This is a genomic window from Veillonella dispar, from assembly GCF_937975875.1.
Lineage (GTDB): Bacteria > Bacillota > Negativicutes > Veillonellales > Veillonellaceae > Veillonella > Veillonella dispar_B.
This window is the reverse complement of sequence record NZ_CALJSP010000022.1, coordinates 1-21,909: the sequence shown is the minus strand read 5'-3', so window position 1 is coordinate 21,909 and position 21,909 is coordinate 1. Positions and strand designations below refer to the sequence as shown.

At 40.3% G+C, this 21,909-nt stretch carries 19 protein-coding genes, 2 pseudogenes and 2 riboswitches; of the genes and pseudogenes, 3 read left to right on the top strand and 18 right to left on the bottom strand.

Annotation, left to right across the window (positions count from 1 at the left end):
- Nucleotides 1-37: 37 nt before the first annotated feature.
- Nucleotides 38-463, bottom strand: a pseudogene (locus Q7P05_RS00980) (bifunctional hydroxymethylpyrimidine kinase/phosphomethylpyrimidine kinase); the annotation flags it as partial.
- Nucleotides 463-942 carry an energy coupling factor transporter S component ThiW gene (thiW, locus tag Q7P05_RS00975; RefSeq protein WP_119209090.1) on the bottom strand — a complete coding sequence of 160 codons (480 nt, stop codon included), beginning with the start codon at nucleotides 940-942 and terminating at the stop codon, nucleotides 463-465. The gene thiW and the pseudogene Q7P05_RS00980, both read right to left, overlap by 1 nt.
- 63 nt (nucleotides 943-1,005) lie before the next feature.
- Nucleotides 1,006-1,100: riboswitch (TPP riboswitch) on the bottom strand.
- A gap of 81 nt (nucleotides 1,101-1,181) precedes the next feature.
- Nucleotides 1,182-1,287, top strand: a riboswitch (TPP riboswitch).
- A 52-nt stretch (nucleotides 1,288-1,339) separates the two neighbouring features.
- Between thiW and cytX the strand changes: the two genes are divergently transcribed.
- Complete coding sequence (gene cytX / locus Q7P05_RS00970; protein WP_303930087.1) at nucleotides 1,340-2,533, top strand: putative hydroxymethylpyrimidine transporter CytX; 1,194 nt, start codon at nucleotides 1,340-1,342, stop codon at nucleotides 2,531-2,533.
- Between the two features lie 148 nt (nucleotides 2,534-2,681).
- Here cytX and Q7P05_RS00965 read toward each other — a convergent pair whose 3' ends face one another.
- The 3 genes from Q7P05_RS00965 to modA all read right to left on the bottom strand — a co-directional run bounded on the left by Q7P05_RS00965 (nucleotide 2,682) and on the right by modA (nucleotide 4,955).
- Nucleotides 2,682-3,311, bottom strand: coding sequence for an ATP-binding cassette domain-containing protein (locus Q7P05_RS00965; protein ID WP_303930086.1), 630 nt, complete (start codon nucleotides 3,309-3,311; stop codon nucleotides 2,682-2,684).
- Nucleotides 3,312-3,319: 8 nt separating this feature from the next.
- Nucleotides 3,320-3,988, bottom strand: coding sequence for a molybdate ABC transporter permease subunit (gene modB / locus Q7P05_RS00960; RefSeq protein ID WP_227721393.1), 669 nt, complete (start codon nucleotides 3,986-3,988; stop codon nucleotides 3,320-3,322).
- Between the two features lie 178 nt (nucleotides 3,989-4,166).
- Complete coding sequence (gene modA / locus Q7P05_RS00955) at nucleotides 4,167-4,955, bottom strand: molybdate ABC transporter substrate-binding protein (protein WP_105090145.1); 789 nt, start codon at nucleotides 4,953-4,955, stop codon at nucleotides 4,167-4,169.
- Between the two features lie 286 nt (nucleotides 4,956-5,241).
- On the opposite strand from modA, the gene Q7P05_RS00950 reads away from it, so the two are divergent.
- Nucleotides 5,242-6,231: an AEC family transporter gene (locus Q7P05_RS00950; protein ID WP_005387771.1), complete on the top strand. Its 990-nt coding sequence runs from the start codon at nucleotides 5,242-5,244 to the stop codon at nucleotides 6,229-6,231.
- A gap of 151 nt (nucleotides 6,232-6,382) precedes the next feature.
- Here the strand turns inward: Q7P05_RS00950 and Q7P05_RS00945 are convergent, their stop codons facing one another.
- The 9 genes from Q7P05_RS00945 to glmS form a co-directional block, all read right to left on the bottom strand.
- The gene (locus Q7P05_RS00945; protein WP_024063797.1) at nucleotides 6,383-6,673 is read right to left on the bottom strand and encodes a metalloregulator ArsR/SmtB family transcription factor; all 291 of its coding nucleotides are present in this window, start codon (nucleotides 6,671-6,673) and stop codon (nucleotides 6,383-6,385) included.
- Between the two features lie 181 nt (nucleotides 6,674-6,854).
- A complete protein-coding gene (locus Q7P05_RS00940) occupies nucleotides 6,855-7,301 on the bottom strand; it encodes a universal stress protein (protein ID WP_060923852.1) in 447 nt (148 codons plus the stop codon).
- A 169-nt stretch (nucleotides 7,302-7,470) separates the two neighbouring features.
- A complete protein-coding gene (locus tag Q7P05_RS00935) occupies nucleotides 7,471-8,742 on the bottom strand; it encodes a hypothetical protein (RefSeq protein WP_227721396.1) in 1,272 nt (423 codons plus the stop codon).
- Nucleotides 8,743-8,750: 8 nt separating this feature from the next.
- Nucleotides 8,751-9,509: an amino acid ABC transporter ATP-binding protein gene (locus Q7P05_RS00930; protein WP_005387765.1), complete on the bottom strand. Its 759-nt coding sequence runs from the start codon at nucleotides 9,507-9,509 to the stop codon at nucleotides 8,751-8,753.
- 106 nt (nucleotides 9,510-9,615) lie between these two features.
- Nucleotides 9,616-10,272, bottom strand: a complete 657-nt coding sequence (locus Q7P05_RS00925; RefSeq protein ID WP_005387763.1) for an amino acid ABC transporter permease — start codon at nucleotides 10,270-10,272, stop codon at nucleotides 9,616-9,618.
- Nucleotides 10,273-10,395: 123 nt separating this feature from the next.
- Nucleotides 10,396-11,208, bottom strand: coding sequence for an amino acid ABC transporter substrate-binding protein (locus Q7P05_RS00920; protein ID WP_303930085.1), 813 nt, complete (start codon nucleotides 11,206-11,208; stop codon nucleotides 10,396-10,398).
- Between the two features lie 201 nt (nucleotides 11,209-11,409).
- Entirely contained in the window at nucleotides 11,410-11,886 is a 477-nt protein-coding gene (locus Q7P05_RS00915) for a hypothetical protein (protein WP_119206566.1), read from the bottom strand.
- Between the two features lie 36 nt (nucleotides 11,887-11,922).
- Nucleotides 11,923-12,909 (bottom strand): tryptophan--tRNA ligase, encoded by a 987-nt coding sequence (gene trpS / locus Q7P05_RS00910; protein ID WP_119206565.1) that lies wholly within the window; start codon nucleotides 12,907-12,909, stop codon nucleotides 11,923-11,925.
- A 58-nt stretch (nucleotides 12,910-12,967) separates the two neighbouring features.
- Nucleotides 12,968-14,800 carry a glutamine--fructose-6-phosphate transaminase (isomerizing) gene (gene glmS / locus Q7P05_RS00905; RefSeq protein WP_303930084.1) on the bottom strand — a complete coding sequence of 611 codons (1,833 nt, stop codon included), beginning with the start codon at nucleotides 14,798-14,800 and terminating at the stop codon, nucleotides 12,968-12,970.
- A 541-nt stretch (nucleotides 14,801-15,341) separates the two neighbouring features.
- Between glmS and Q7P05_RS00900 the strand changes: the two genes are divergently transcribed.
- Nucleotides 15,342-16,724, top strand: a complete 1,383-nt coding sequence (locus Q7P05_RS00900) for a hypothetical protein (protein WP_303930083.1) — start codon at nucleotides 15,342-15,344, stop codon at nucleotides 16,722-16,724.
- Between the two features lie 171 nt (nucleotides 16,725-16,895).
- Here Q7P05_RS00900 and glmM read toward each other — a convergent pair whose 3' ends face one another.
- From glmM to cdaA, 4 genes and pseudogenes are all read right to left on the bottom strand, one after another.
- Nucleotides 16,896-18,248 carry a phosphoglucosamine mutase gene (glmM, locus tag Q7P05_RS00895; protein ID WP_303930082.1) on the bottom strand — a complete coding sequence of 451 codons (1,353 nt, stop codon included), beginning with the start codon at nucleotides 18,246-18,248 and terminating at the stop codon, nucleotides 16,896-16,898.
- 169 nt (nucleotides 18,249-18,417) lie between these two features.
- Nucleotides 18,418-20,016 (bottom strand): NAD(P)/FAD-dependent oxidoreductase, encoded by a 1,599-nt coding sequence (locus Q7P05_RS00890; protein WP_303930081.1) that lies wholly within the window; start codon nucleotides 20,014-20,016, stop codon nucleotides 18,418-18,420.
- 192 nt (nucleotides 20,017-20,208) lie between these two features.
- Entirely contained in the window at nucleotides 20,209-21,129 is a 921-nt protein-coding gene (locus Q7P05_RS00885) for a YbbR-like domain-containing protein (protein WP_303930080.1), read from the bottom strand.
- Nucleotides 21,126-21,854: pseudogene (gene cdaA / locus Q7P05_RS00880) on the bottom strand (diadenylate cyclase CdaA); the annotation flags it as partial. The pseudogene cdaA and the gene Q7P05_RS00885, both read right to left, overlap by 4 nt.
- Nucleotides 21,855-21,909 lie beyond the last annotated feature (55 nt).

The window sequence follows — 21,909 nt, the reverse complement described above, 5'->3', positions numbered from 1 at the left end:
GATAAAGCCCATGATAATCTTTTCCAACTCCTCAGGCTTCAGCCTCACTGCGATTAGGGGTGATAACCGTAGCGGTAGGAATGAGTTTAGATTTTAAGAAATTCACAGCCTCATCTGCTACAAGTCGGTCACCGCTGGTGGCAATCATAACAGGATCCATTACGTACGGAATATCCTTGCTCACATAAGGATAAATGAGGTCCATCATTTCCGGTAAAGCAATCATGCCCGTCTTAACAGCTTGAGGAGGAATGTCAGAATACACATCGTGTAACTGTTTCTCTATGCTTTCTAAGGATAGATGTTCTACGTGGTGAACGCCCGTTGTATTTTGGGCTACTACAGAGGTAACAATAGCCATACCGTATACATTTCGGCTTTGGAAGGATTTCAAATCAGCCATAATGCCAGCACCACCGCTCGGGTCAGTACCAGCAATTGTTAGTGCAGTATGTAGTTTCATTATGCCTCCTTATGTAATAGATGACGACGAGATAAGATTTGTAATACTACGAAGCCTATGCAAGCACCTGCCACAGAGCTCATGGAGAAGGATGTAATCAAGGTCAATAACGCCAACGGTTTCCCTAATAGGAAGTTAGCAATGGGATAGCTCACAAGAGCACCAATGAGACCTGTACCGATGATCTCACCTAGAGCTGCTGCCCAGATGGCATTGTATTTCTTATATAAATACGCAGATAGCCAAGCGCCAATCATGCTACCAGGAAAGGCCAATGGAGAGCCTAGTGCTAATACATTACGTAAACAAGATGTACTAAAAGCAGCGCCTACGGAAAATCTCGGCCCAACTATAACGGCTAAGATCACATTAATCATATGTTGAAACGGAAAAATACGAGCCGGCCCAACGGGAATAGATGTTGTGGATAACACGACACCTAAGGCTACACATATGCTAGCAATAATCAGTTTTTTCATAATACCTCCAAATATATAAAAACGAGACCACTCCAAATGGAATGGTCTCGTAATAGTTTAGTATTATGTTTCACTCCACTTCCCTACGCCAGTATTATCTGGATCAGGTCTAGGGTTTTGAATGGTCAATCTCAGCAAAAGCACCCCTAGTGGCAATATATTTTTATACTCTAGTTATAACATTATTATACAATCCATGCAACAAAAGAATTGACGGTTCACTTATAGACGCCTATAATAAAGCCATAACGGGGTGCTCACACGAGTGGGCTGAGAGTAAGCTAATGCTTTAACCCATAACCTGATTTGGATAATGCCAACGTAGGGAACATAGAGGATTAATAGCCGAGTTCCTGTGAACTCGGCTTTTTCTATGACTTCCTGGCAAGGAGGACGTATGAAAGACACACACATTACACAACCACAGTTCGCCATGATATGGTTTGGTGCCGCGCTATCCATAGCGGAGATTATGACGGGAACCTATCTGGCCCCCTTAGGGCTCACCCAAGGTCTATATGCCATCATACTGGGGCATATCATCGGCGGTATATTACTCTTTGGAGCTGGCCTCATCGGTGGACGCTTGCGGCAAGGCAGTATGAATACTACCGCTTTCAGCTTTGGCCGACTAGGGGCTAAAGGCTTTGCCTTTTTAAATATGCTGCAACTCATCGGATGGACTAGCATCATGATCTACGATGCTATGCTCGCCTTACAAGAGCTAGCACCCCTATCCCCTATGATTTGGACGATAGCTATTGGCGCGCTTGTCATCCTGTGGCTTTTCATCGGCCTCCACAATACGGGCTATATTCAAGCTATTGTATCTGTTCTATTGCTAGGTCTCACCCTCTACATGGGCGCTCACATGATAGCTCAATGGCCTAGTGAAAGTAGCCTTATAGCTAGTGGAAATATGAGTTTTATGGCAGCCCTCGAGTTATCTATCGCCATGCCACTCTCTTGGCTTCCTCTTATTAGTGATTATACGCGCGAAAGCAAAAAACCTTTCTCTGCATCACTGACAAGTGCTACAGTCTATACAGTAACAAGTATTGTTATGTATACCTTAGGTCTTAGCGCCGCTATCTTTGGCGGTGGCGACTCCATCATTACCATCATGATGAACGCAGGCCTCGGCCTTGCAGGACTTATCGTTATTATCTTCTCTACCGTTACTACAACCTTTATGGACGCTTACTCTGCAGGCGTATCTAGTACGACGATCTATAGCGGAGCCTCCAGTAAAGGCGTAGCCGTTATCGTAACTATCGTCGGCACCATTGCGGCTATCCTATATCCAATGGATGATATTACAGACTTCCTATACCTCATTGGATCTGTATTTGCTCCAATGATTGCCATCCTATTAGCTGATTATTTTATCAATCATCAACAAGTACAAACACTATCGGCTTATCTAGTAAGAGGTCTCATTTGGGCTGTATCCGTTGGCTTATACCACTATATGTTACATAGTGAAAGCACTATCGGTGCTACACTACCATCCTTTGCTATGGCATTTATCGTTACCGCTATTGTGGGATTTATAAGTAAAACAGCGCATGCATCAACAGAAATTAAGTAACATTAGCAAATAACATCTATTATAAACGTACTAATTCAATACTAAAGATAAGGCTAAATACACTGCTATCAACTATCTAAAAAGAAAACACCTTCACAATCCACCAGTAGGATTATGAAGGTGTTTTTTATTATCTTAATTTTTAAAGTTATTCAGATATCGTAATGAGCCCGTTTTCACAGATCCAATGTCTATCCCCTACAGCTTCTACTTCGCTTTCATCATGTGTCACCCATACGCAAGGTACATCCCATTCGCGAATGATGGAAACGAGGTCTTCACGCACTTGTTTTCGTAAATTCCAATCGAGTGCCGACAAAGGCTCATCAAGGAGCAGAGTAGTCGGTTTTGAGTAGAGTGCACGGCCTAGTGCAACCCGCTGTTGCTCACCACCAGATAAGCTACCAGCCTTGGTATTACGATATTTCTCTAAACCTAACCGTTGTAACAGTGTATCACACATGTCAGGTGTGCCTCGTTTACTATAGGTAATATTATGTTCTACAGACAAATGAGGAAATACAATATTGCCTTGCGGCATATAGCCTACTTGCCGTTTTTGAGCAGGCACCCATATCTTTTTACCTCGATCAACCCACGTCGTATCATCATATTGAATACTACCAGTGGTTGGTTTTACAAGACCTGCAATACATTTGATAAAGGTACTTTTACCACTGCCGGATTGACCAGTCAGCACAGTAATGCCAGAAGGCAATGCCCCATCAGCTTTCACAGTCACAGAAGGTCTAGCTACAGTAAAGGAAAATGTAATCATAGAACCTCCTAGTTATTCTCTGTATGGCGGAACAAGGACCCCTTCGTAATGAGGTGAATGCCGCTCAACAATGCCAATGTAAGTACACAAATATATACAACAAGCTCAAAGGCATCCATGTACTGCCCTGCCTCTACGTAGGAGTAAATAGCTAACGGCATAGTACGAGTTACCTTCGGAATATTACCAGCGATTAAGATGGTAGCACCAAATTCCCCCATGGCACGGCAGAACGCCAAGATGCTACCTGTTAAAATACCTTTCCATGCAAGAGGCACAGATATGGTAAAGAATATACGCAATTCTGAAGCGCCCAATGTACGCGCTACATCCTCCATATTATGATCGACGGACTGCAACGCAGAACGCACCGTTTGATAAAATAGGGGGAATGCAATGACAGAGGATGCAACGACTGCACCAGAAGCTGCAAAGACTACACTCATGCCATGAGCTTCGAGCCACGCACCGAACGCATATCCTGGAGTAAACACCATGAGAAGTGCAAAACCAACAACCACTGGTGGCAACACAAGGGGCAATGTAATTAGGGCATCTAAAATAGCCATACCGCCCCACTTACAACGATTCATCCAATAACAAGCACCTAAGCCTATAACAATAACGATGATAAGAGCAATGCTCGCCACCCATAAGGATAGCCAAAATGGACTCATGACACGCCCCCTTTCTATCAATAAGACTAAAATCAGTAATAATAAAAATACATCTAGTTTTAAAATGATTTACTTATTTGCATCATATAGCATATGAAAATGTATGTCTAACATATTCATAATAATATCTATATTGTATCATAAGAAAACGCTAGCCCTGAAAGCTAGCGTTTAACTCTTATTTAGAAGGAGAGAAACCGTATTTTTCTAATACTTTTTGGCCTTCTGGGCTCATTACATATTGGTAAAAGTCTTTTGCCAATGCGTTGTCATATTTTTTAATGATACCGATTGGATAAATAACTGGATCATGGGAATCTGCCGGTGTTACAGCAGAAATTTGAACTGCATCACCTGCAGCAATAGCATCTGTTTTATAGATAAAGCCCGCATCACCAGCACCTTGACTAATGGATGCTGTTACAGCTTTTACGTCTTTAGCATATACTACATTTGGTTCAACTTGTTCCCAAACACCTAATTTTGTTAATACTTGTTTACCATAATTACCAGCTGGTACTGTTTCAGGATTACCTAAAACGATACGTTTAACAGAAGCAATTTGATTTAATTCAATTTTAGGTTGGCCTTTTGGAACTACAAGAACTAATTCATTAGTTACAAATGGTTTAACATCTGTTACAAGGTCTTTGTCTTGCAACATTTTCATATTCTTTTCGTCAGCAGAGATGAATAAGCTAGCTGGTGCGCCTTGTTCAATTTGTTGGCGCAATGTGCCAGAACCAGCAAAGTTAATAGCAATTTGGTCGTCTGATAAGTTATGACTCTTTTTGTAGGACTCTGCCAATTCAGTAAGAGCACCTTTCAAGCTCGCTGCCGCTTGTACAGTAATCTTTTCAGATGTGCTTGGTTTAGCAGAATCTGCTGCTTTGTTTGTGTCACTACCACACCCCACTAACAAGGCTAGCATGAAAACGCTCATTAATACTAATAGAATTCGTTTCATAATTCCTCCTGTGCATCCCTTTGGACTCCACACTGTGAAAGCTATGGTTACTCACCGTAGAGACACGTTCAAAGAACAAACTAAAATATACGATATATTCACATTATACTATAAGTTCGTTCACTAAGATGTATGTAATAACTCACATTTTGTATATATATTTCTGATGAATACCATAAGAAATCATAATGGATAAAACTTTTAAGCCCCGAACAATACATACTATGGTATGATAATACTATACATTAAATCCATACTAAATTAATAAGAAACTCTAGGTGAGATAATGAATATATTCGAGCTAATAGGACATATATTTATGAACTCTATGATTCCTATTTTTATACTGATAGGCGTAGGGTTTATATTGGATAGAAAATTTAAACTAGATTTATATACACTGAGTAAACTAAACTTCTATATATTATTGCCTACCTTTGTATTTAGGGCTATGTATGAAGCTAAATTTACATCAGGTACGTTAGAAATCGTATTTTGTGCACTAGTTGTACTCATACTGAACTCTATCCTTTCAGGTGTAGTCGGCAAAATACAAGGTTATGATGTAGCAAAAATCGCCACATTAAAGAACTGCGTTATGTTTAACAATGTCGGCAATATGGGCATCGCCCTTGCCATCTTTGTATTTACCAATGTGCCTTACGTCATCGATGGCGCAACCCCCTATGCTGATTTAGGTCTTGTCAGCGTCGTATCCATTATGATTATACAGACCATTACAAGTAATACCTATGGTTTCTACCAAGCTGGTGCTGGGCGTTTGAGCACAAAGGATGCGTTAAGCGTAGTCTTCCATATGCCTATGGTATATGCTATACCGCTTGCATTACTTTGCCAGCTCTTACCATTTGATTTACACGGTCTATTCTTCTTTGCCCCTCTTAAAATCTTTGCTAATGCCTTTGTAGGCGTAGCTATGATCGCTTTAGGGGTGCAGATTAACAGAACGCCATTAAACTTCTTTAAGGCGGATGTTATGCTCGCTACATCCTTACGTCTCGTCGTAAGTCCTCTCATTGCTGCAGTTATTACTATATTATTTATAATGTTCTATGGTCCTATGCACCCGATTGCAGCGCAAACGATTGTCATCACCTATAGCGTACCAACAGCCATCAATATGGCCCTTATTGCTATCGAGATGAAAAACAATCCAGAATACGCTACGCAAATTGTAATGGGTACAACCATACTATCAGCAGTAACTATGCCACTATTTATTACGATAGCCTATTACCTCTTCCCTTTATATTAATACTAGTATACCTATACAAAAAGGAGCCGTATAAACGGCTCCTTTTCTTATATTTTAACTTTATATATCTTTAGAGGATATATATATATCATGAGTACTTTTGTATATCCCCAATCAAGTTAGACAAATAGTATGCAATACGGCTATATAACTATTGATGAGATACGTGTTCCATACCCATTCTTACGAGACCTTCTACGTGATCATCGTTTAGAGAGTAGTATGCAGTTTTACCTTCCTTGCGATAGGTCACAAGTCTTGCTTGACGGAGTACACGCAATTGGTGAGAAATAGCAGATTGTCCCATCCCCATTGTTTCTGCAATGTGATTTACACACATTTCGTTTTCTAATAATAATTCTACTATTTTAAGGCGTGTAGGGTCACCCAGGATTTTAAACAGTTCTGCTAGCTTTAGCAATGATTCTTGTTTGTCGCTCATATAGTCCCCCATTTTATAAACCATTATCTATGTTTATTTATTGTTCTCATGTAACTTAATTTCGTTCTTATTTGTAAACCTGAATGGCATACATACAAATATTATATCATTTTTACGCTATAAAAAAGAGACTTTGTTACAACAAAGTCTCTTTTTGTATCATATCTGTACAGGATATGAATTATTTAATGATCAATACAGGGCAAGTGGAGTGACTAGTTACATAGCTACTTACGCTACCCATGAATAAGCCTTTCAATGGACCAAGGCCACGGCTACCCATTACGATAAGGTCAGCATTATATTTTTTAGCTACTGCTAATAATGCAGGACCAGGGGAACCAACTTCGAATACGCTTTTAACTTTTACGCCTGTAGGAATTTCTTTCACTACATCGTTAAGAATTTCTTTACCAGTTTCTTCCATATCTTCTGCAATTTGTTCAGATACGTAACCACCGGAAATTGGTGTTTGATCGAAATTGGAAATAGCAGACACGATATTTGCAACGTGAACAATAATCAATTCAGCATGGTTGCGGTCCGCTACAGCGAGAGCATGTTCCAACGCACGTTTAGCATTTTCAGAACCATCAGTAGGTACGACAATAGTTTTGTAGGTAACCATAATAACCCCTCCTATTTCTAATCCCTCAAAGGGGATATGATCAAAGATCGTTTAGCCTATATTATTATATTCTAGACCATCAAGGAAAACTCCTCTTTTTCTAGAGGATTTCTTTTATTATAGCACAAATCATACAGATTTATACAAATAAAAGAATATTATGTGTATATTATAAAACTTGTGATGATTGGTTAGTATTCAATGTAGTAGTCAATTTAAACCCATCCAGCACATCGATGAGCTCTGGTGTGCTAAGGCTAGTGCCTGCTGGGCCAATCATACGAGCCACGGCTACATTGCCTTCATTACCTAAGATAATAGTAGCGGCAAAGGATACTGGTGCAGCTGCAGATGTATCAGCCGTATTAGGATTCTTCATATGACCTGCCAAGTAGAACATTACATTACCATCGATAATATGTGTTTCATAACGAGTAATGGTTGCCTTATTCACCTCAACCAATTGTTTAAGGTAATAATCACCTAGCATTTGTTTGCCCATCATTGTAGGCATGCCTGTGCTAACCGCTTGTACGGGGATTGTAAAGGATTCAATATCAAGGCGCACATTATGCTTAGCGAAAGCAATTTTACCCTTTTCATTTAGACGGGTAAAACCTTTTGGATAGGCAAATTTAATACCTTCAGCTACGCTGATATCACTTGTGCCAGAGATAAACTGCTTAACACCTTTGATTGTACTAGAACCAGACTTATTTAGTAATTCAAAGGATGGAATTGTATGTTCCATCAAGCCTTGTTCCATAAATTCCCCTTGAATAGGAGCATAGGTGCTCGCCAAATTGTAGCGATGCGTTGGATCCTTATCCATGATGAATTCCGCTTCAAATACAGATTGAACAGGCTCTGTAGATGTCATTTCAGCATACGATTTTGGTGTTGTCTTATCCCAACGTGCTGATATAGCCCCTTTCTTGTTAAAGAAGCCCCCAACGATATCGTTATTTTCAAAGACATTACTATGCTGACGCCAGATGCTCAAGTACTCTTCATCAGACATGCCCTTGATTGGCACACCATACCAAGTCGTATTCCATTCCTTTTGAGATACCCCGTCTTGCGGTGTATTATTGCGTTTTGTGAAAGACACAGTATAGGAATCATCTTGTGTTGGACCTGCTAGGTTGAAAGAATAGCCTTGAATATGCTCACTTTCACTACGCACATCCATATCTAGCTTAACACCATCGGCTACACGCCATGGAATCGTAAAGGTATAGCCATTTTTATAGTCCTTAACTACTGTGTTCATCGTAGTCGCATACGATTTATACTGATCTGGCAAAATAGAGGCAGAGTCTTTTTGGGAATCTACGATTGCCATCGGAGTTCCAGGTGTGCCTTGCAAGCCTTCTGCCATAATAGAGGTCGTGCTCATAGCCATGACAGCTAACGTAGCAGCAATAAAACGTAACTTCATAAGACCTCCTATAACATGTTCTCCAAGAACGCTTTCGTTCTATCGTTCTGTGGATTGTTGAAAATTTGTTCTGGTGTACCTTCCTCTTGGATAACACCATCCGCCATAAAGATGACACGATCAGATACTTCACGAGCAAAGTTCATTTCATGAGTTACGATAATCATCGTCATATGATCATCAGCCAACTGTTTAATAGTCTTAAGAACCTCACCAGTTAATTCTGGGTCAAGGGCAGATGTAGGCTCATCAAAGAGCATGATTTCAGGATTCATCGCCAATGCGCGAGCGATGGCCACGCGTTGTTGTTGACCGCCAGACAAACGGGATGGATACATATCGCGCTTTTCCCATAAGCCAACTTTATTAAGTAATCGCTCTGCAATCGGTAAAATTTCATCATCTTTCATACCTTTTACCATGCGCGGCGCGATCATAATGTTATCAAGCACCGTCATATGAGGGAATAAATTGAAAGATTGGAATACCATGCCCATGCGTAATAATAAGTCATGTTGTGTTTCTTGGCTAGCATAGTTTACAGTGCCATTAGCATCTGTACTAGCAAGGACAGTACCATCTACAGTAATAGAACCACCATCAATGGTTTCCAATTGACCTAAGCAGCGTAAAAATGTAGATTTACCAGACCCAGATGGGCCGATGATAGAAACGATTTCCCCTCTATCCATTTTGAGCGATACATCGCGCAATACAGTTTGATTGTTAAAGCGTTTTTCAATACGCTCCATATTTACAAATGTCATAAGTACCTCTTACATCGTCGTATAAATAAATAGCTGTAATTTCAAATCGGCTATAGCCCTTAAAAACAACTAAGTCCATATCTACGACACACTACTACAGAATAGATTAATCTTCATATACAGCAAATCGTCTTTCTAAGTAGTTGAAGATATTTGTCAAAATAAAGGTAAAGATCAAGTAGAACAAAGCTGCCACTAAGAAGGCAGAGATATCAAAGTCACGTTGTACGATAGATTTTGTAATACGCAAGATATCATTCATAGCCAATACGTATACAAGAGACGTATCTTTCAACAAGTTAATTGTTTCGTTCGCAAGCGGAGGCAATACGCGTTTAAACATTTGTGGCAAGATGATTTTACGCATTGTTTGAGCATAAGTAAAACCAAGAACCTTTGCCCCTTCGTACTGACCACGAGAAATGGATTGAATACCACCACGGAAAATTTCACATAAATACGCTGCGTAGTTCAACACGAATGTAAGTACTGCAGCTGTAGCATCATCCATTTGGACTGCTCCATCTGTAATGATAGGCAATGCATAATATACGAATAAAATTTGTAACATTAATGGTGTGCCGCGCATCAAATATACGAAGGCTTCAACAATTTTGTCGAGCACTGTAAATTTTGATAGACGTACCAAAGCAAGTAAGATACCGCCAGGGATGGATAAAATCCATACAATACAGAATAGCGATACGGTTACCTTTAAACCATCAGCGATGGTTGGGATAATCTGCAATAAATAATCTAACATGGAATACTCCTTCAAAACACGACTAGAGAAGAGGCATCTGGCCTCTTCTCTAGTGTACATTTCGTTCTTTAATTATCTGTTGTACATACTGACCATAGTACTATTAGTATATCACGAATTGTACTATTTAGCATCGCTCTTATCTAGGTCTGCGCTAGAGCCCAACCATTTTTCAACGATTTTATCAGCAGTACCATCTTTTTTCATGTCCGCTAAGATACCATTGATTTTATCACGTAATGCAGTGTCATCTTTACGGAAACCAACAGCGAAGTTGTCAACACCGTAATCAGTACCGTCTACGATTTTGTATTTACCAGGTTCTTTTGTCATGAGGTAACGAGCGATAACACCATCGGCGATAACTGCATCAACACGACCAATACCAAGATCCATGAAAGCACTTACGAAGTCAGCATAAGATTTTGTTTCTTTCACAGTTTTACCGCTTGGATCATTTTGTAATGCAGATTCACCAGTACTAGCTTGTTGAACACCTACTACTTTACCTGCTAAATCAGCTTTGGATTTGATGGAGTCATCATCATTACGAACAACGATGTATTGTTTATCCTTCATGTATGGATTGGAGAACAAAATATTTTTCTCACGTTCAGGAGATACTGTTAAGCCATTCCATAAAGCGTCGATTTTTTTAGATTTCAACTCGGCTTCTTTACTGGACCAGTCGATAGCTTTGAACTCTACCTCCATACCAGCGCGTTTAGCTGCTTCTTTAGCCATATCGATATCTAAACCTACGATTTCGCCTTTATCATCTTTAAAGCCCATTGGAGGGAAGCTATCATCTAAGCCGATAACGATTTTTTTAGGTAATTCTGTATTAGCAGTTTTAGTATCGCTACCACAACCCGTTACAAATACCATCATAGATACTGCTGCAAGGCCAACGGCCATCATTTTTTTCCACTTCATAACTATCCTCCACGGTGTGTTACACCTTTAACTACTTGCTATTATATGCTGTACAGAACTCACCTCTGCACCCGATGATTGTATTATACTTTAGTTCGTTAAAGTTGTAAATAGCTAATTTGATGAATTTTTGGATTTTCTTAATTTCTTAATATTACATATCATCTATTGTAAGGATAAAGCATTTGTATAACCTATATTTTAAAGATTTGAATGCTTATTAATAGCTTCAATCATGGCCATTTTATCTTTATACCCTACCTGCGCGAGGTCTAAGGGTATGACATAAATACCACCATGACCATTCATAGCCTGCAATTCACGCCAACCTTCGGTAAACCCAATAATATGCTCGTAATCTACAAAGACAAAATATTCATCCCCATGAAAAAGACTGTGAAAGTATTCTATAAAAGAAAAAGGCCTACGTTTCAACACGAGGCCCTTTTCACAGATAAAAGCTTGACTTTCACCTAATCTATGAAGGGTCCACAATATAAGGAGTAACAACAGATAATACAATATACGCTCAGCCCAATCGGACGGCAAATATTTCACAATTAACACGCACACCAATAGACCGACGATGCGTCCAGTCCACTGGATTCCACGATGTATTTCTAAGCTCTGTTGTACGGCACCTGATGAAAAGCGTTCCATTGCCTCTTGTTTCGTCATGGCTTACCTCACAAATTGAAAGTCTACTATATGATTTTATTTACGGCACAAGCCCATAGCTTGCTCAACTTTACGGTACATTTGACTTGCTTTAGCATGAGCCTTAGCAGCACCTTCATCGAGAATTACATCGAGTTCAGGGCTTGCAATCAATTCATTGTAGCGTTGTTGGATTGGCTCAAGAGTTGCCACTAATAGGTCTGCAATATCGGATTTAAATACGCCATAACCTTTACCTGCATACATTTCTTCGATAGCTTCATAGCTGTCTTTTGTGATAGCACGGTAAATGCCCATCAAGTTAGAAATGCCCGGTTTGTTTTCTTTATCGTAACGCACTGCATTATCAGAGTCAGTTTGAGCGCGTTTCAATTTTTTCACAATCAAATCTGGTGCATCCAAAAGGCGAATAGTAGCATTTTGGTTATCATCAGATTTACTCATTTTCTTAGTAGGCTCTTGTAAGCTCATAACGCGAGCACCACCTTCGCCTACCTTGATATCAGGTACTACGAAAGTTTCACCGAATCTACGGTTAAAACGCTCTGCCAAATTACGAGTCAACTCAAGATGTTGTTTTTGGTCTTCACCTACAGGAACATAGTTTGTACCATATAACAAGATATCTGCCGCCATCAATGGTGGGTACGTAAGCAATGCTGTAGGAATAGAGTCACCTTGCTTTTGAGACTTATCTTTGTACTGCGTCATACGCTCTAATTCGCCAACATAGCTGATAGATTGCATAACCCAACCGAGTTTAACGTGCTCAGGTACTTCGGATTGTACAAACAATGTTACCTTTTTAGGATCGAGGCCAACCGCTAGGTACAACGCAGCCAAATTACGAGTATTTTGGAATAACTCTTTTGGATCTTGCGGTACAGTGATTGCATGTTGGTTAACGATACAATAATAACATTCGTCAGTATCTTGATAGTCTAAGAAATTACGTAAAGCCCCCAAATAGTTACCAAGTGTTAACTCACCACTTGGTTGGATGCCGGAAAATATAACTGCCATAATAGTCTCCCTATATTGAAATAAACCAACAGTGCCGAAGCACTGTTGGTTATATATATTATTCTACGGTTACAGATTTAGCCAAGTTACGTGGTTTATCTACATCTGCGCCGCGTGTAATCGCTGCGTAGTACGCCAATAATTGCAATGGTACAACCGCAAGGATTGGAGCGATGAATTTATTTGCACGAGGCACATAGATTGTATGGTCTACGTGTTTAGATAATTCTTCGTCACCTTTCATGCCAATACCAATTACAACAGCTTCACGAGCTTTTACTTCACGGATGTTGCTAATCATCTTATCGTACACATCTTCTTGTGTAGCCAATGCGATAACAGGTACGCCTTCTTCAATAAGAGCCAATGTACCATGTTTCAACTCGCCACCAGCATATGCTTCAGCGTGGATGTAAGAAATTTCTTTCAATTTCAAAGCACCTTCCATGGCTACTGCATAGTCGATAGCACGACCCAAGAAGAACGCATCAGATTTGAAGCCATAATGTTTAGCAAAGGCTTTCATATCTTCATCTACTTCAAAGATTTCATGAATCAATGTAGGTAAGTTTTTAATACCGCAGATGATTTCTTCGCCTACAGCTGGATCCATTTTACCGTTCAATTGGCCAAGGTATACAGCGAACAACAAGCCTGCTACTAATTGAGTAGTATACGCTTTTGTAGACGCTACAGAGATTTCAGGACCTGCCCATGTGTACACAGTGTTATCTGCTTCACGGGAAATACTGGAACCTACTACGTTTGTAATTGCCAAGGATTTAGCGCCATGACGTTTAGCCTCTTTCAAAGCAGCCAATGTATCGGATGTTTCACCGGATTGACTGATAACGATACATAATGTTTTATCATCAGTCAACGGATTGCTATAACGGTACTCAGATGCAATTTCCACACTTACAGGAATGCGCGCCAAGTTTTCAATATATTGTTTTGTTACAAGACCTGCATGGTATGCTGTACCACATGCAACGATGAGGATTTTATTGAAAGCTGCTACATCGTCAGCAGTCCAATTCAACTCATCAAAGATTGCTGTTTTACCATCTTCGGAGATATGTGTACCGAATGTATCACGTACAGCTTTAGGTTGGTCATGAATTTCTTTCAACATGAAGTGTTCATAACCACCTTTTTCAGCAGCCTCTGCATTCCAACTTACATGGAATACTTCTTTATCGATAGCATTACCTTCACGGTCAAATACGGATACATTATCACGAGTTACGATAGCTAATTCACCATCGCTCAAGATATATGTATCACGTGTATAGTTAATGATTGCTGGAATATCGGATGCTACAAAGTTTTCGCCTTTGCCAAGACCGATAACCAATGGATTTTCTTTTTTAGTACAAATGATTTTGTCTGGCTCATCAGCACAGATGATTTCAAGGGCATACGCACCGTCAACACGAGCAAGCATGCGGCGTACAGTACTTACGAAATCGCCATCGTACATATCCTCTAATAAATGAGCTACTACTTCTGTATCAGTTTCAGATTTGAAATGGTATCCTTTTTCGATAAGCTCTTCTTTTAAAGGCATGTAGTTTTCGATGATACCGTTGTGAACAACAGCAAATTTACCATCTTCAGATGCATGAGGATGGGCATTCATATCGGATGGACGACCATGTGTAGCCCAACGAGTATGACCAATACCTATAGTCCCTTCATTAGGATCTGCTTTTACAATCGCCTCAAGATTAGCTAGACGGCCAACCTTCTTTTGAATTTTGATTACATTTTCAGCACCAATAACAGCGATGCCTGCAGAGTCATAACCACGGTATTCTAACTTTGCCATACCGTCCAATAAGAAATCAGATGCTTGATTAAAGCCAATGTATCCTACGATACCGCACATAAATATATCCTCCTATAACTGGGGGTATTACTAGCCCCAGCAAAAAACTAAGGCTAACTAATTACTATTCTAACTTAACGATCTAAGTTAATGTTCAAATTATGTATCAAATAGTATTTGAATACAATTCATTCAGATACACTTTGTCCCCATCGTTACCAATGGGCTTTTTAATATCTGTTACGACATGAATATGCCGGAAGAGCATCCGCTGATGATTCGATGACTCTTCACCTCGTCTACCCTAACGACTGCCTTCGTGGGTACTTGCGCTATTCGCCTTTACGAATTAGGGAACTCCTTTCTATAAGATACGGCAGATCTTAACAGTATACATCATATACCAATCTATATTATACGTGATAAGTAATGGTGAAAGCAAGATATCCTCATCGACATATCTAAACATCACAGTTAATATTTGTTTATAAATCCCATGTATCATTCATACTATTTTCACAGATAATTACTATACTTCTTACAATCTTAATTTTACACAATTCGATTTTATCGCGCAATAAATATTTGGAGGTTATTATATATGACACATTCACGTAACTATAAAACTTTAAGACGTTTCATCGTTCCCGCTTTAGCGGGTGGCGCCCTCGCAGCACTCGCATTCGCCCCTACCTTTGGTGCAGAACCAATACAAGCTAATGTTCTAACACAAAGCATATCTGCCCCTAAGGCTGATGTGCCTAACGCTAATACACCTAAAAACGATGTACCTAGACCAGATGATGTAAAGACAGGAGAAATTAATGAACCAACGCCTCATAAGGAAGCTAATCCTAGTACTTTCACAGGCACATCTGTTATTAGTGAAAATAAAACATTAGAACACCAACGATTCGACAATACTACAAGCGATCAAAATGCTTTCATCGGAAAAAACAAAGCCACTATCACCATCGATAGCAGCGTATTTGATAAACAGGGTAACACCACAAATGATGACAACAGTAATTTCCGCGGACAAAATGCAGTAGTGCTCGGCATCGAAGGCAGTCAAACGAGCATTAAAAATAGTAATATTACATCTAATAGTATTGGCTCTAATGCGGTATTTGCCACTGGCGAAGGCTCTGTTATTAATATAGAAAATACAAATATTCACACTAAGGGCGACTCCTCTCGCGGCTTAGATGCGACCTACAAAGGCACTGTAAATGGTAAAAATTTAACCATCACCACTGAAGGGGCTCACTCTGCTACGCTTGCTACAGACCGTGGCGAAGGCACCATTAATGCAGAAGCAGCCAAGCTAACAACCTATGGTGCGGGTAGCCCTGTTATCTACTCCACCGGCAATATTACAGCAAACAGTATCAACGGCGTAGCTAACAAGAGTGAAATAGGCGTCGTAGAAGGTAAAAACTCCATTACCCTTACGAACTCTAATGTTACAGGCTACCACGATAATGGCTTCATGCTATACCAAAGTTTCTCCGGTGATGCTGAAAGCGGTATTGCTCGTTTAAAAGCAGAAAATAACACACTTACAACTCATGGTACAGGCGCTTTCATCTATGTAAACAACACTACAGCCGAAGTAGACCTTACAGGCAACGCAATTGTAATGCCAAATACTACCACACTCGTGAAAGCCGCAGCAGACTCCCGCTGGGGTAAAGATGGTGAAAACGGTGGTCACCTCACACTTCGCGCATCCAACCAAGAACTTAACGGTAACATCGTAGCCGACTCCATCAGCACTGTCGCACTAGACATGACTAATGGATCCAGCCTCGTAGGCGCTGTAAACACAGACAACACAGCTAAAGAAATTACAATGAAACTCAGCAAAGACTCTACCTGGACACTCACAGGCGACAGCTATGTAAAATCCTTAACAAACGAAGACACAACAAACAGTAACATTCACTTAAATGGATACAAACTCGTTGTGGCTGATAAATAATAACAAAAGCACTACTCTGAATGATTACAATTCAAAGTAGTGCTTTATTAGTTTAATCTTAGTAGAGATGGTTCCTCGCTGTGGATTTTGCTTCGCAAAATCTTACGCTCGGAACAAAGTGATGTGTGGGCTTCATCGTCGCAAGCTCCTCTACCGCCTCACACCCTACTTTTATTCCGCTAACCCTTGTTCTCTGCCAATAATATCAGCGATTTCTTGGCATAGGGATTGTAGCGCTTCTTGGTCTGGACCTTCAGCCATTACACGGATGAGTGGTTCTGTACCGGATGCACGTACTAGAACGCGACCTTCATCACCAAGTTCACCTTCAGCGGTTACGATAGCAGCTTTAATAATATCATTGTCTTCCCAACCTGTTTTAGTAGCAACTCGAACGTTTACTAATACTTGTGGGTATTTCGTCATAATGCTAGCAAGTTCAGAAAGTGGTTGATTTTTTTCTTTCATAAGAGCCGCTACTTGCACAGCTGTTAACATACCGTCACCAGTTGTATTGTGATCTAAGAAGATTACGTGACCAGATTGTTCACCACCAACGGAGAGGTCATGTTCACGCATGTATTCCAATACATAGCGGTCACCAACTGCAGTAGACACAGTTTTCATACCAAGTTCTTCTGCTGCTTTATGGAACCCAATATTACTCATAACAGTACCAACTACTGTATCGCCTTTTAGCTTGCCTTCTTCTTTTAATTTAAGGGCACACAATAACATGATTTGGTCGCCATCGAGAACTTCGCCTTTTTCGTCAACCAACAAGCAACGGTCAGCATCGCCATCGTTAGCGATACCAAGGTCTGCATTATGTTGTTGTACAGCCACTTGCAAGCCTTCAATATGTGTAGAGCCACAGTGATGGTTGATATTCAAACCATCTGGATTAACATTGATGTTGATTACTTTAGCACCAAGGCCAGACAAGATTTCAGGGCCTACGCTAGAAGCAGCACCGTTCGCACCATCATATACGATAGTTAAACCTTCAAGAGATGTATCGATTGTGTGACGAACAAAGTGAGCATAGAAATGAGCCAAGTTGCTATTGTACTCAATTGTACCGATTCCATCACCTGTAGGACGTGCCAATTCATTGTCCGCACTTTGACGAACATATTTTTCTAATTCATCTTCTACTTCATCTGGCAATTTATAGCCATTGCCATCAAAGAATTTAATGCCATTATCTGGATATGGATTGTGAGATGCAGAAATAACAGCACCCGCATCAAAACCTTGTTGACGTACGAGGTAAGCTACTGCTGGAGTTGGAATAACACCGGCGATAACAACATTGCCACCAACAGAGCAAATACCTGCAGCTAACGCACTTTCAAGCATAGAGCCAGAAATACGTGTGTCGCGACCAATCAAGAATGTAGGATGATCTTTTTCCTTACCAAAATATGTAGCCGCAGCACGGCCTAAATGATAGGCTAATTCAGGTGTTAAAAATTCATTAACAACACCACGTACACCATCTGTACCAAATAAACGAGCCATAATTATCCTCCTCTAGGGATTGTGAAAGTCACAAGTCCTCATATATTCACTGTTGTGTATTATATCACAATATATACACTACACATATAGATACTATACAGATATATTATTTTACAGTATCAATATGAACCTATACTGTAGTTTCTTTTACAATATATTCTGCTACTAACTAGTTAGGTTTTGCATATTTTGCCATGCATAAGATAGCCGTTTCGGCTCCATCAAGGGCTGCACTCATAATGCCACCTGCATAGCCAGCACCTTCACCCATAGGGTAGAATCCACCTACAGTCGGAGAAACGCGATCTTCATTACGTCCCATGCGCAGTGGTGCAGAGGTACGCGTTTCAACGCCCGTCATGCATACTGCAGGATTATCAAATCCATGAATACGTCGTCCCCAATATGGCAAAGCCCGTTCCAATACAGACGTTACGAATGGTGGCAAGCAATCATGTAAATCGCAATTTACTACACCTGGTTCATAGCTATAGGTGCTATCTTGTACGCTTGGTGCTTGTGAAAGCCCTAAAAATTGACCTACTGTTTGTGCTGGTGCATGGAAGTTAGAGCCACCTAATTCATAAGCTTTGCGCTCCCATTCACGTTGGAATGCTACACCATCCAGAGGATGATTACCGAAATCTTCTGGGCCTACGTTAACTACGATAGCACTGTTCGCAACACCGCTATCACGAGCATATAAGCTCATGCCATTCACAACAACGCCCCCATTTTCGGATGCAGAGGCCACAACTTGACCACCTGGGCACATACAGAAGCTATACGCAGTACGGCCTGTTTCTTTATCGTGATACACAAGGGAGTATTCTGCGGCACCAAGGCCCAAGCTGGAAGGTTCTACACCATATTGGGACTCGTCGATAACAGCTTGATCATGCTCTATACGAACACCAATAGCAAATGGTTTTGCTGTCATTTCTACATTGCGTTTATGTAGCATTTCATACGTATCACGTGCACTATGGCCTACACCAGAAAGCACAACCGTCGTATCGATTCGCTCGTTGCCATTAACTTCAACACCAACGATACGATCATTTTCAATGAACAAATCAGTTACTTTGGCGCCAAAGCGAACTTCACCGCCCCACTCCATGATGCGTTCACGCATAGCTTTTACCATGGTACGCAACTTATCTGTACCTACGTGAGGTTTATGTTTATATAAGATTTCTTCAGGTGCACCAAATTCAACAAAGTATTTAGAGATCTCGTGCAATCTAGGATGAGTAACGCGAGTTGTCAATTTACCATCTGAGAAGGTACCTGCACCGCCTTCGCCAAATTGTACATTCGATTCAGGCTTAAATACGCCCTCTTTCCAAAATGTTTCTACATCTTGACTACGAGTATCGACATCTTGACCTCGTTCAAGAACGATTGGACGGTACCCTTCACGAGCTAGGTAAAAAGCCGCTAACATACCTGCCGGCCCAAAGCCCATTACTACAGGACGATGTGCTAAAGGCACATTGCCATATACGATAGGTTCTGGATCCTCTGGAGTGAACACAGATACGTCCTTTTGTTTACCTAATTTTTTCATAATTTGAGCTTCTTTTTGAACCTCAACGAACAAAGTATATACAAATACAATATTAGGTTTTTTACGAGCATCTACAGCACGTCGCACAACGTGAATTGTTTCAATGGCTCCACGTAGCTGGGGATACTTCTTTTCTACAATCTCTTTAATATCCGACTTAACCGTCACGGCCACGCGGAGATTTATTATTCTAATCATATGTTACCTATTAAAGCTATCCTTTCAGAATAGACTACATCTATATTATTTGACCTAAATTCTTTATCACTGACCTATTAGAAAATGGTCATACATCTTTATTATACAACACTACTATAAAAGCTAATATATGAATAATAAACACAAACCCTAATAGAGTTATGTAATCTACTCTATTAGGGTCTTTTTTAGCTACGTAGTTTTCTTTTGTATATCTACCTTAACATGTACTGTTGTAACATTACTATTAACACCGCTTGGCAATACTAAGTTGTAATTACCTTGAATTCCCTTAGTTGCACCAGTGAGATCAATTGGTTCTGTTTGAATTTCTGTTACAGAATCAATCATTTCTTCTCGGCCAGTAACGGTTAATTGTGTTGGTGTAACGGATATGGACTTAACCTCATACCCATCAGCTACCGCTCCCGCAGTTGGTACCGTAATAGGAACTGCTTTATCTTTACGCAATAAGTTAAGTTCATATTGCGCCTGACCTTGATTTGGATTGATATGTACATCTAGTACATTACCAGATACATCCCAAGCTTCTAAATTACTAACAGCACTAAAGTTCTTGGTTTGACCAGCGATATTAACCTTCATAACAACCTTATTAACGGCGTTAACAAGCTGTTTACGGCCAGATACAGTTACCTCTTTCGGTACAATAGTTACTGACTTGAGAGCAACATCGTCGGAGAATTTACCAATTGGAACAATTTCAACTGGTATTTTTCGTTCTGCATATTCGTCTACATTAATTGTTATAGTATCAGGCTTAACCTCAACAAGGCTCATCCCCGCTGGAGGTGTAAATCCGATTGTCACATTATTTTGACCTGGTTTCACACCCGATGCATCAATGTAAGCGCGAAGATTATCTGCTTTTATAGACATAATCGTATCGCGAGGGCCCGAAAGGACAATGCGTGCTACATCCGGTGCATCTTCTATAATATAATGAGAATCAAGATTTTGAACTTGAACAGGTACTGTATAGGTTACCTCCATCACAGGGTTCTGATCTCGCATGATAAAGAACCACATGACGATGGCCGCTAGCAATGATAATAACTTAGCTGGCCAATTGCGTTTCAAATGTATCATCATTTTTTTGCCCCCCATTTCCACATACCAGTAATGGTTTGACGAGGGCGTTCCATAAATGTACGCAACGCTTCTTTAATTTGATCTTCCGGTAAATGACGATAAATATGACCGCCATAGGTATACGAAATTGTCCCCGTTTCCTCACTGACAACAACAACGACCGCATCTGTTTGTTCAGATAAACCGATGGCTGCACGGTGACGCGTACCAAGTTCAGTACTCAATGTACGGTCTTCAGTTAGTGGCAACAAACAACCAGCTGCACGAATACGGCCATCGCGGATGATTAGCGCCCCATCATGAAGTGGCGTACTAGGAACGAAAATGTTTTTAATTAATTCACGGCTCAATACAGCATCAATTAAAATACCTGTATCAACGAAATCATTGAGACCTACTTCACGTTCAAAAACGATAAGTGCCCCTGTGTGCTCACGAGACATAACGCGAGCCGCCGCCATCACTTCATTGATGGCCATATCCATTTCCTCTTCATTAACATTCTGTGCCTTGCTAAAAATTCGGCCACGGCCCAATTGTTCTAAAGCACGGCGCAATTCCGGTTGGAATACTACAGGTAATGCGAAGAGAAGAACAGTCATACTTTGTTGCAAAATCCAATTGATAACATATAGATTTAGCAAATGACTCAATAAGTTTAGAATTGCCAACATAACGAGACCTTTCAAAAGAGAAACGGCCCGTGTATCTTTAAGCAATTTATACTGGTTTGCAGACATTTGGGATATTGCGCAATCCTCAACTGTTTGAACTTATCTA

Excerpts from the sequence above, each read along its gene's own strand:
- thiW (WP_119209090.1), bottom strand. The coding sequence starts at position 942 with ATGAAAAAACTGATTATTGCTAGCATATGTGTAGCCTTAGGTGTCGTG.
- cytX (WP_303930087.1), top strand. The coding sequence starts at position 1,340 with ATGAAAGACACACACATTACACAACCACAGTTCGCCATGATATGGTTT.
- Q7P05_RS00965 (WP_303930086.1), bottom strand. The coding sequence starts at position 3,311 with ATGATTACATTTTCCTTTACTGTAGCTAGACCTTCTGTGACTGTGAAA.
- modB (WP_227721393.1), bottom strand. The coding sequence starts at position 3,988 with ATGAGTCCATTTTGGCTATCCTTATGGGTGGCGAGCATTGCTCTTATC.
- modA (WP_105090145.1), bottom strand. The coding sequence starts at position 4,955 with ATGAAACGAATTCTATTAGTATTAATGAGCGTTTTCATGCTAGCCTTG.
- Q7P05_RS00950 (WP_005387771.1), top strand. The coding sequence starts at position 5,242 with ATGAATATATTCGAGCTAATAGGACATATATTTATGAACTCTATGATT.
- Q7P05_RS00945 (WP_024063797.1), bottom strand. The coding sequence starts at position 6,673 with ATGAGCGACAAACAAGAATCATTGCTAAAGCTAGCAGAACTGTTTAAA.
- Q7P05_RS00940 (WP_060923852.1), bottom strand. The coding sequence starts at position 7,301 with ATGGTTACCTACAAAACTATTGTCGTACCTACTGATGGTTCTGAAAAT.
- Q7P05_RS00935 (WP_227721396.1), bottom strand. The coding sequence starts at position 8,742 with ATGAAGTTACGTTTTATTGCTGCTACGTTAGCTGTCATGGCTATGAGC.
- Q7P05_RS00930 (WP_005387765.1), bottom strand. The coding sequence starts at position 9,509 with ATGACATTTGTAAATATGGAGCGTATTGAAAAACGCTTTAACAATCAA.
- Q7P05_RS00925 (WP_005387763.1), bottom strand. The coding sequence starts at position 10,272 with ATGTTAGATTATTTATTGCAGATTATCCCAACCATCGCTGATGGTTTA.
- Q7P05_RS00920 (WP_303930085.1), bottom strand. The coding sequence starts at position 11,208 with ATGAAGTGGAAAAAAATGATGGCCGTTGGCCTTGCAGCAGTATCTATG.
- Q7P05_RS00915 (WP_119206566.1), bottom strand. The coding sequence starts at position 11,886 with ATGACGAAACAAGAGGCAATGGAACGCTTTTCATCAGGTGCCGTACAA.
- trpS (WP_119206565.1), bottom strand. The coding sequence starts at position 12,909 with ATGGCAGTTATATTTTCCGGCATCCAACCAAGTGGTGAGTTAACACTT.
- glmS (WP_303930084.1), bottom strand. The coding sequence starts at position 14,800 with ATGTGCGGTATCGTAGGATACATTGGCTTTAATCAAGCATCTGATTTC.
- Q7P05_RS00900 (WP_303930083.1), top strand. The coding sequence starts at position 15,342 with ATGACACATTCACGTAACTATAAAACTTTAAGACGTTTCATCGTTCCC.
- glmM (WP_303930082.1), bottom strand. The coding sequence starts at position 18,248 with ATGGCTCGTTTATTTGGTACAGATGGTGTACGTGGTGTTGTTAATGAA.
- Q7P05_RS00890 (WP_303930081.1), bottom strand. The coding sequence starts at position 20,016 with ATGATTAGAATAATAAATCTCCGCGTGGCCGTGACGGTTAAGTCGGAT.
- Q7P05_RS00885 (WP_303930080.1), bottom strand. The coding sequence starts at position 21,129 with ATGATGATACATTTGAAACGCAATTGGCCAGCTAAGTTATTATCATTG.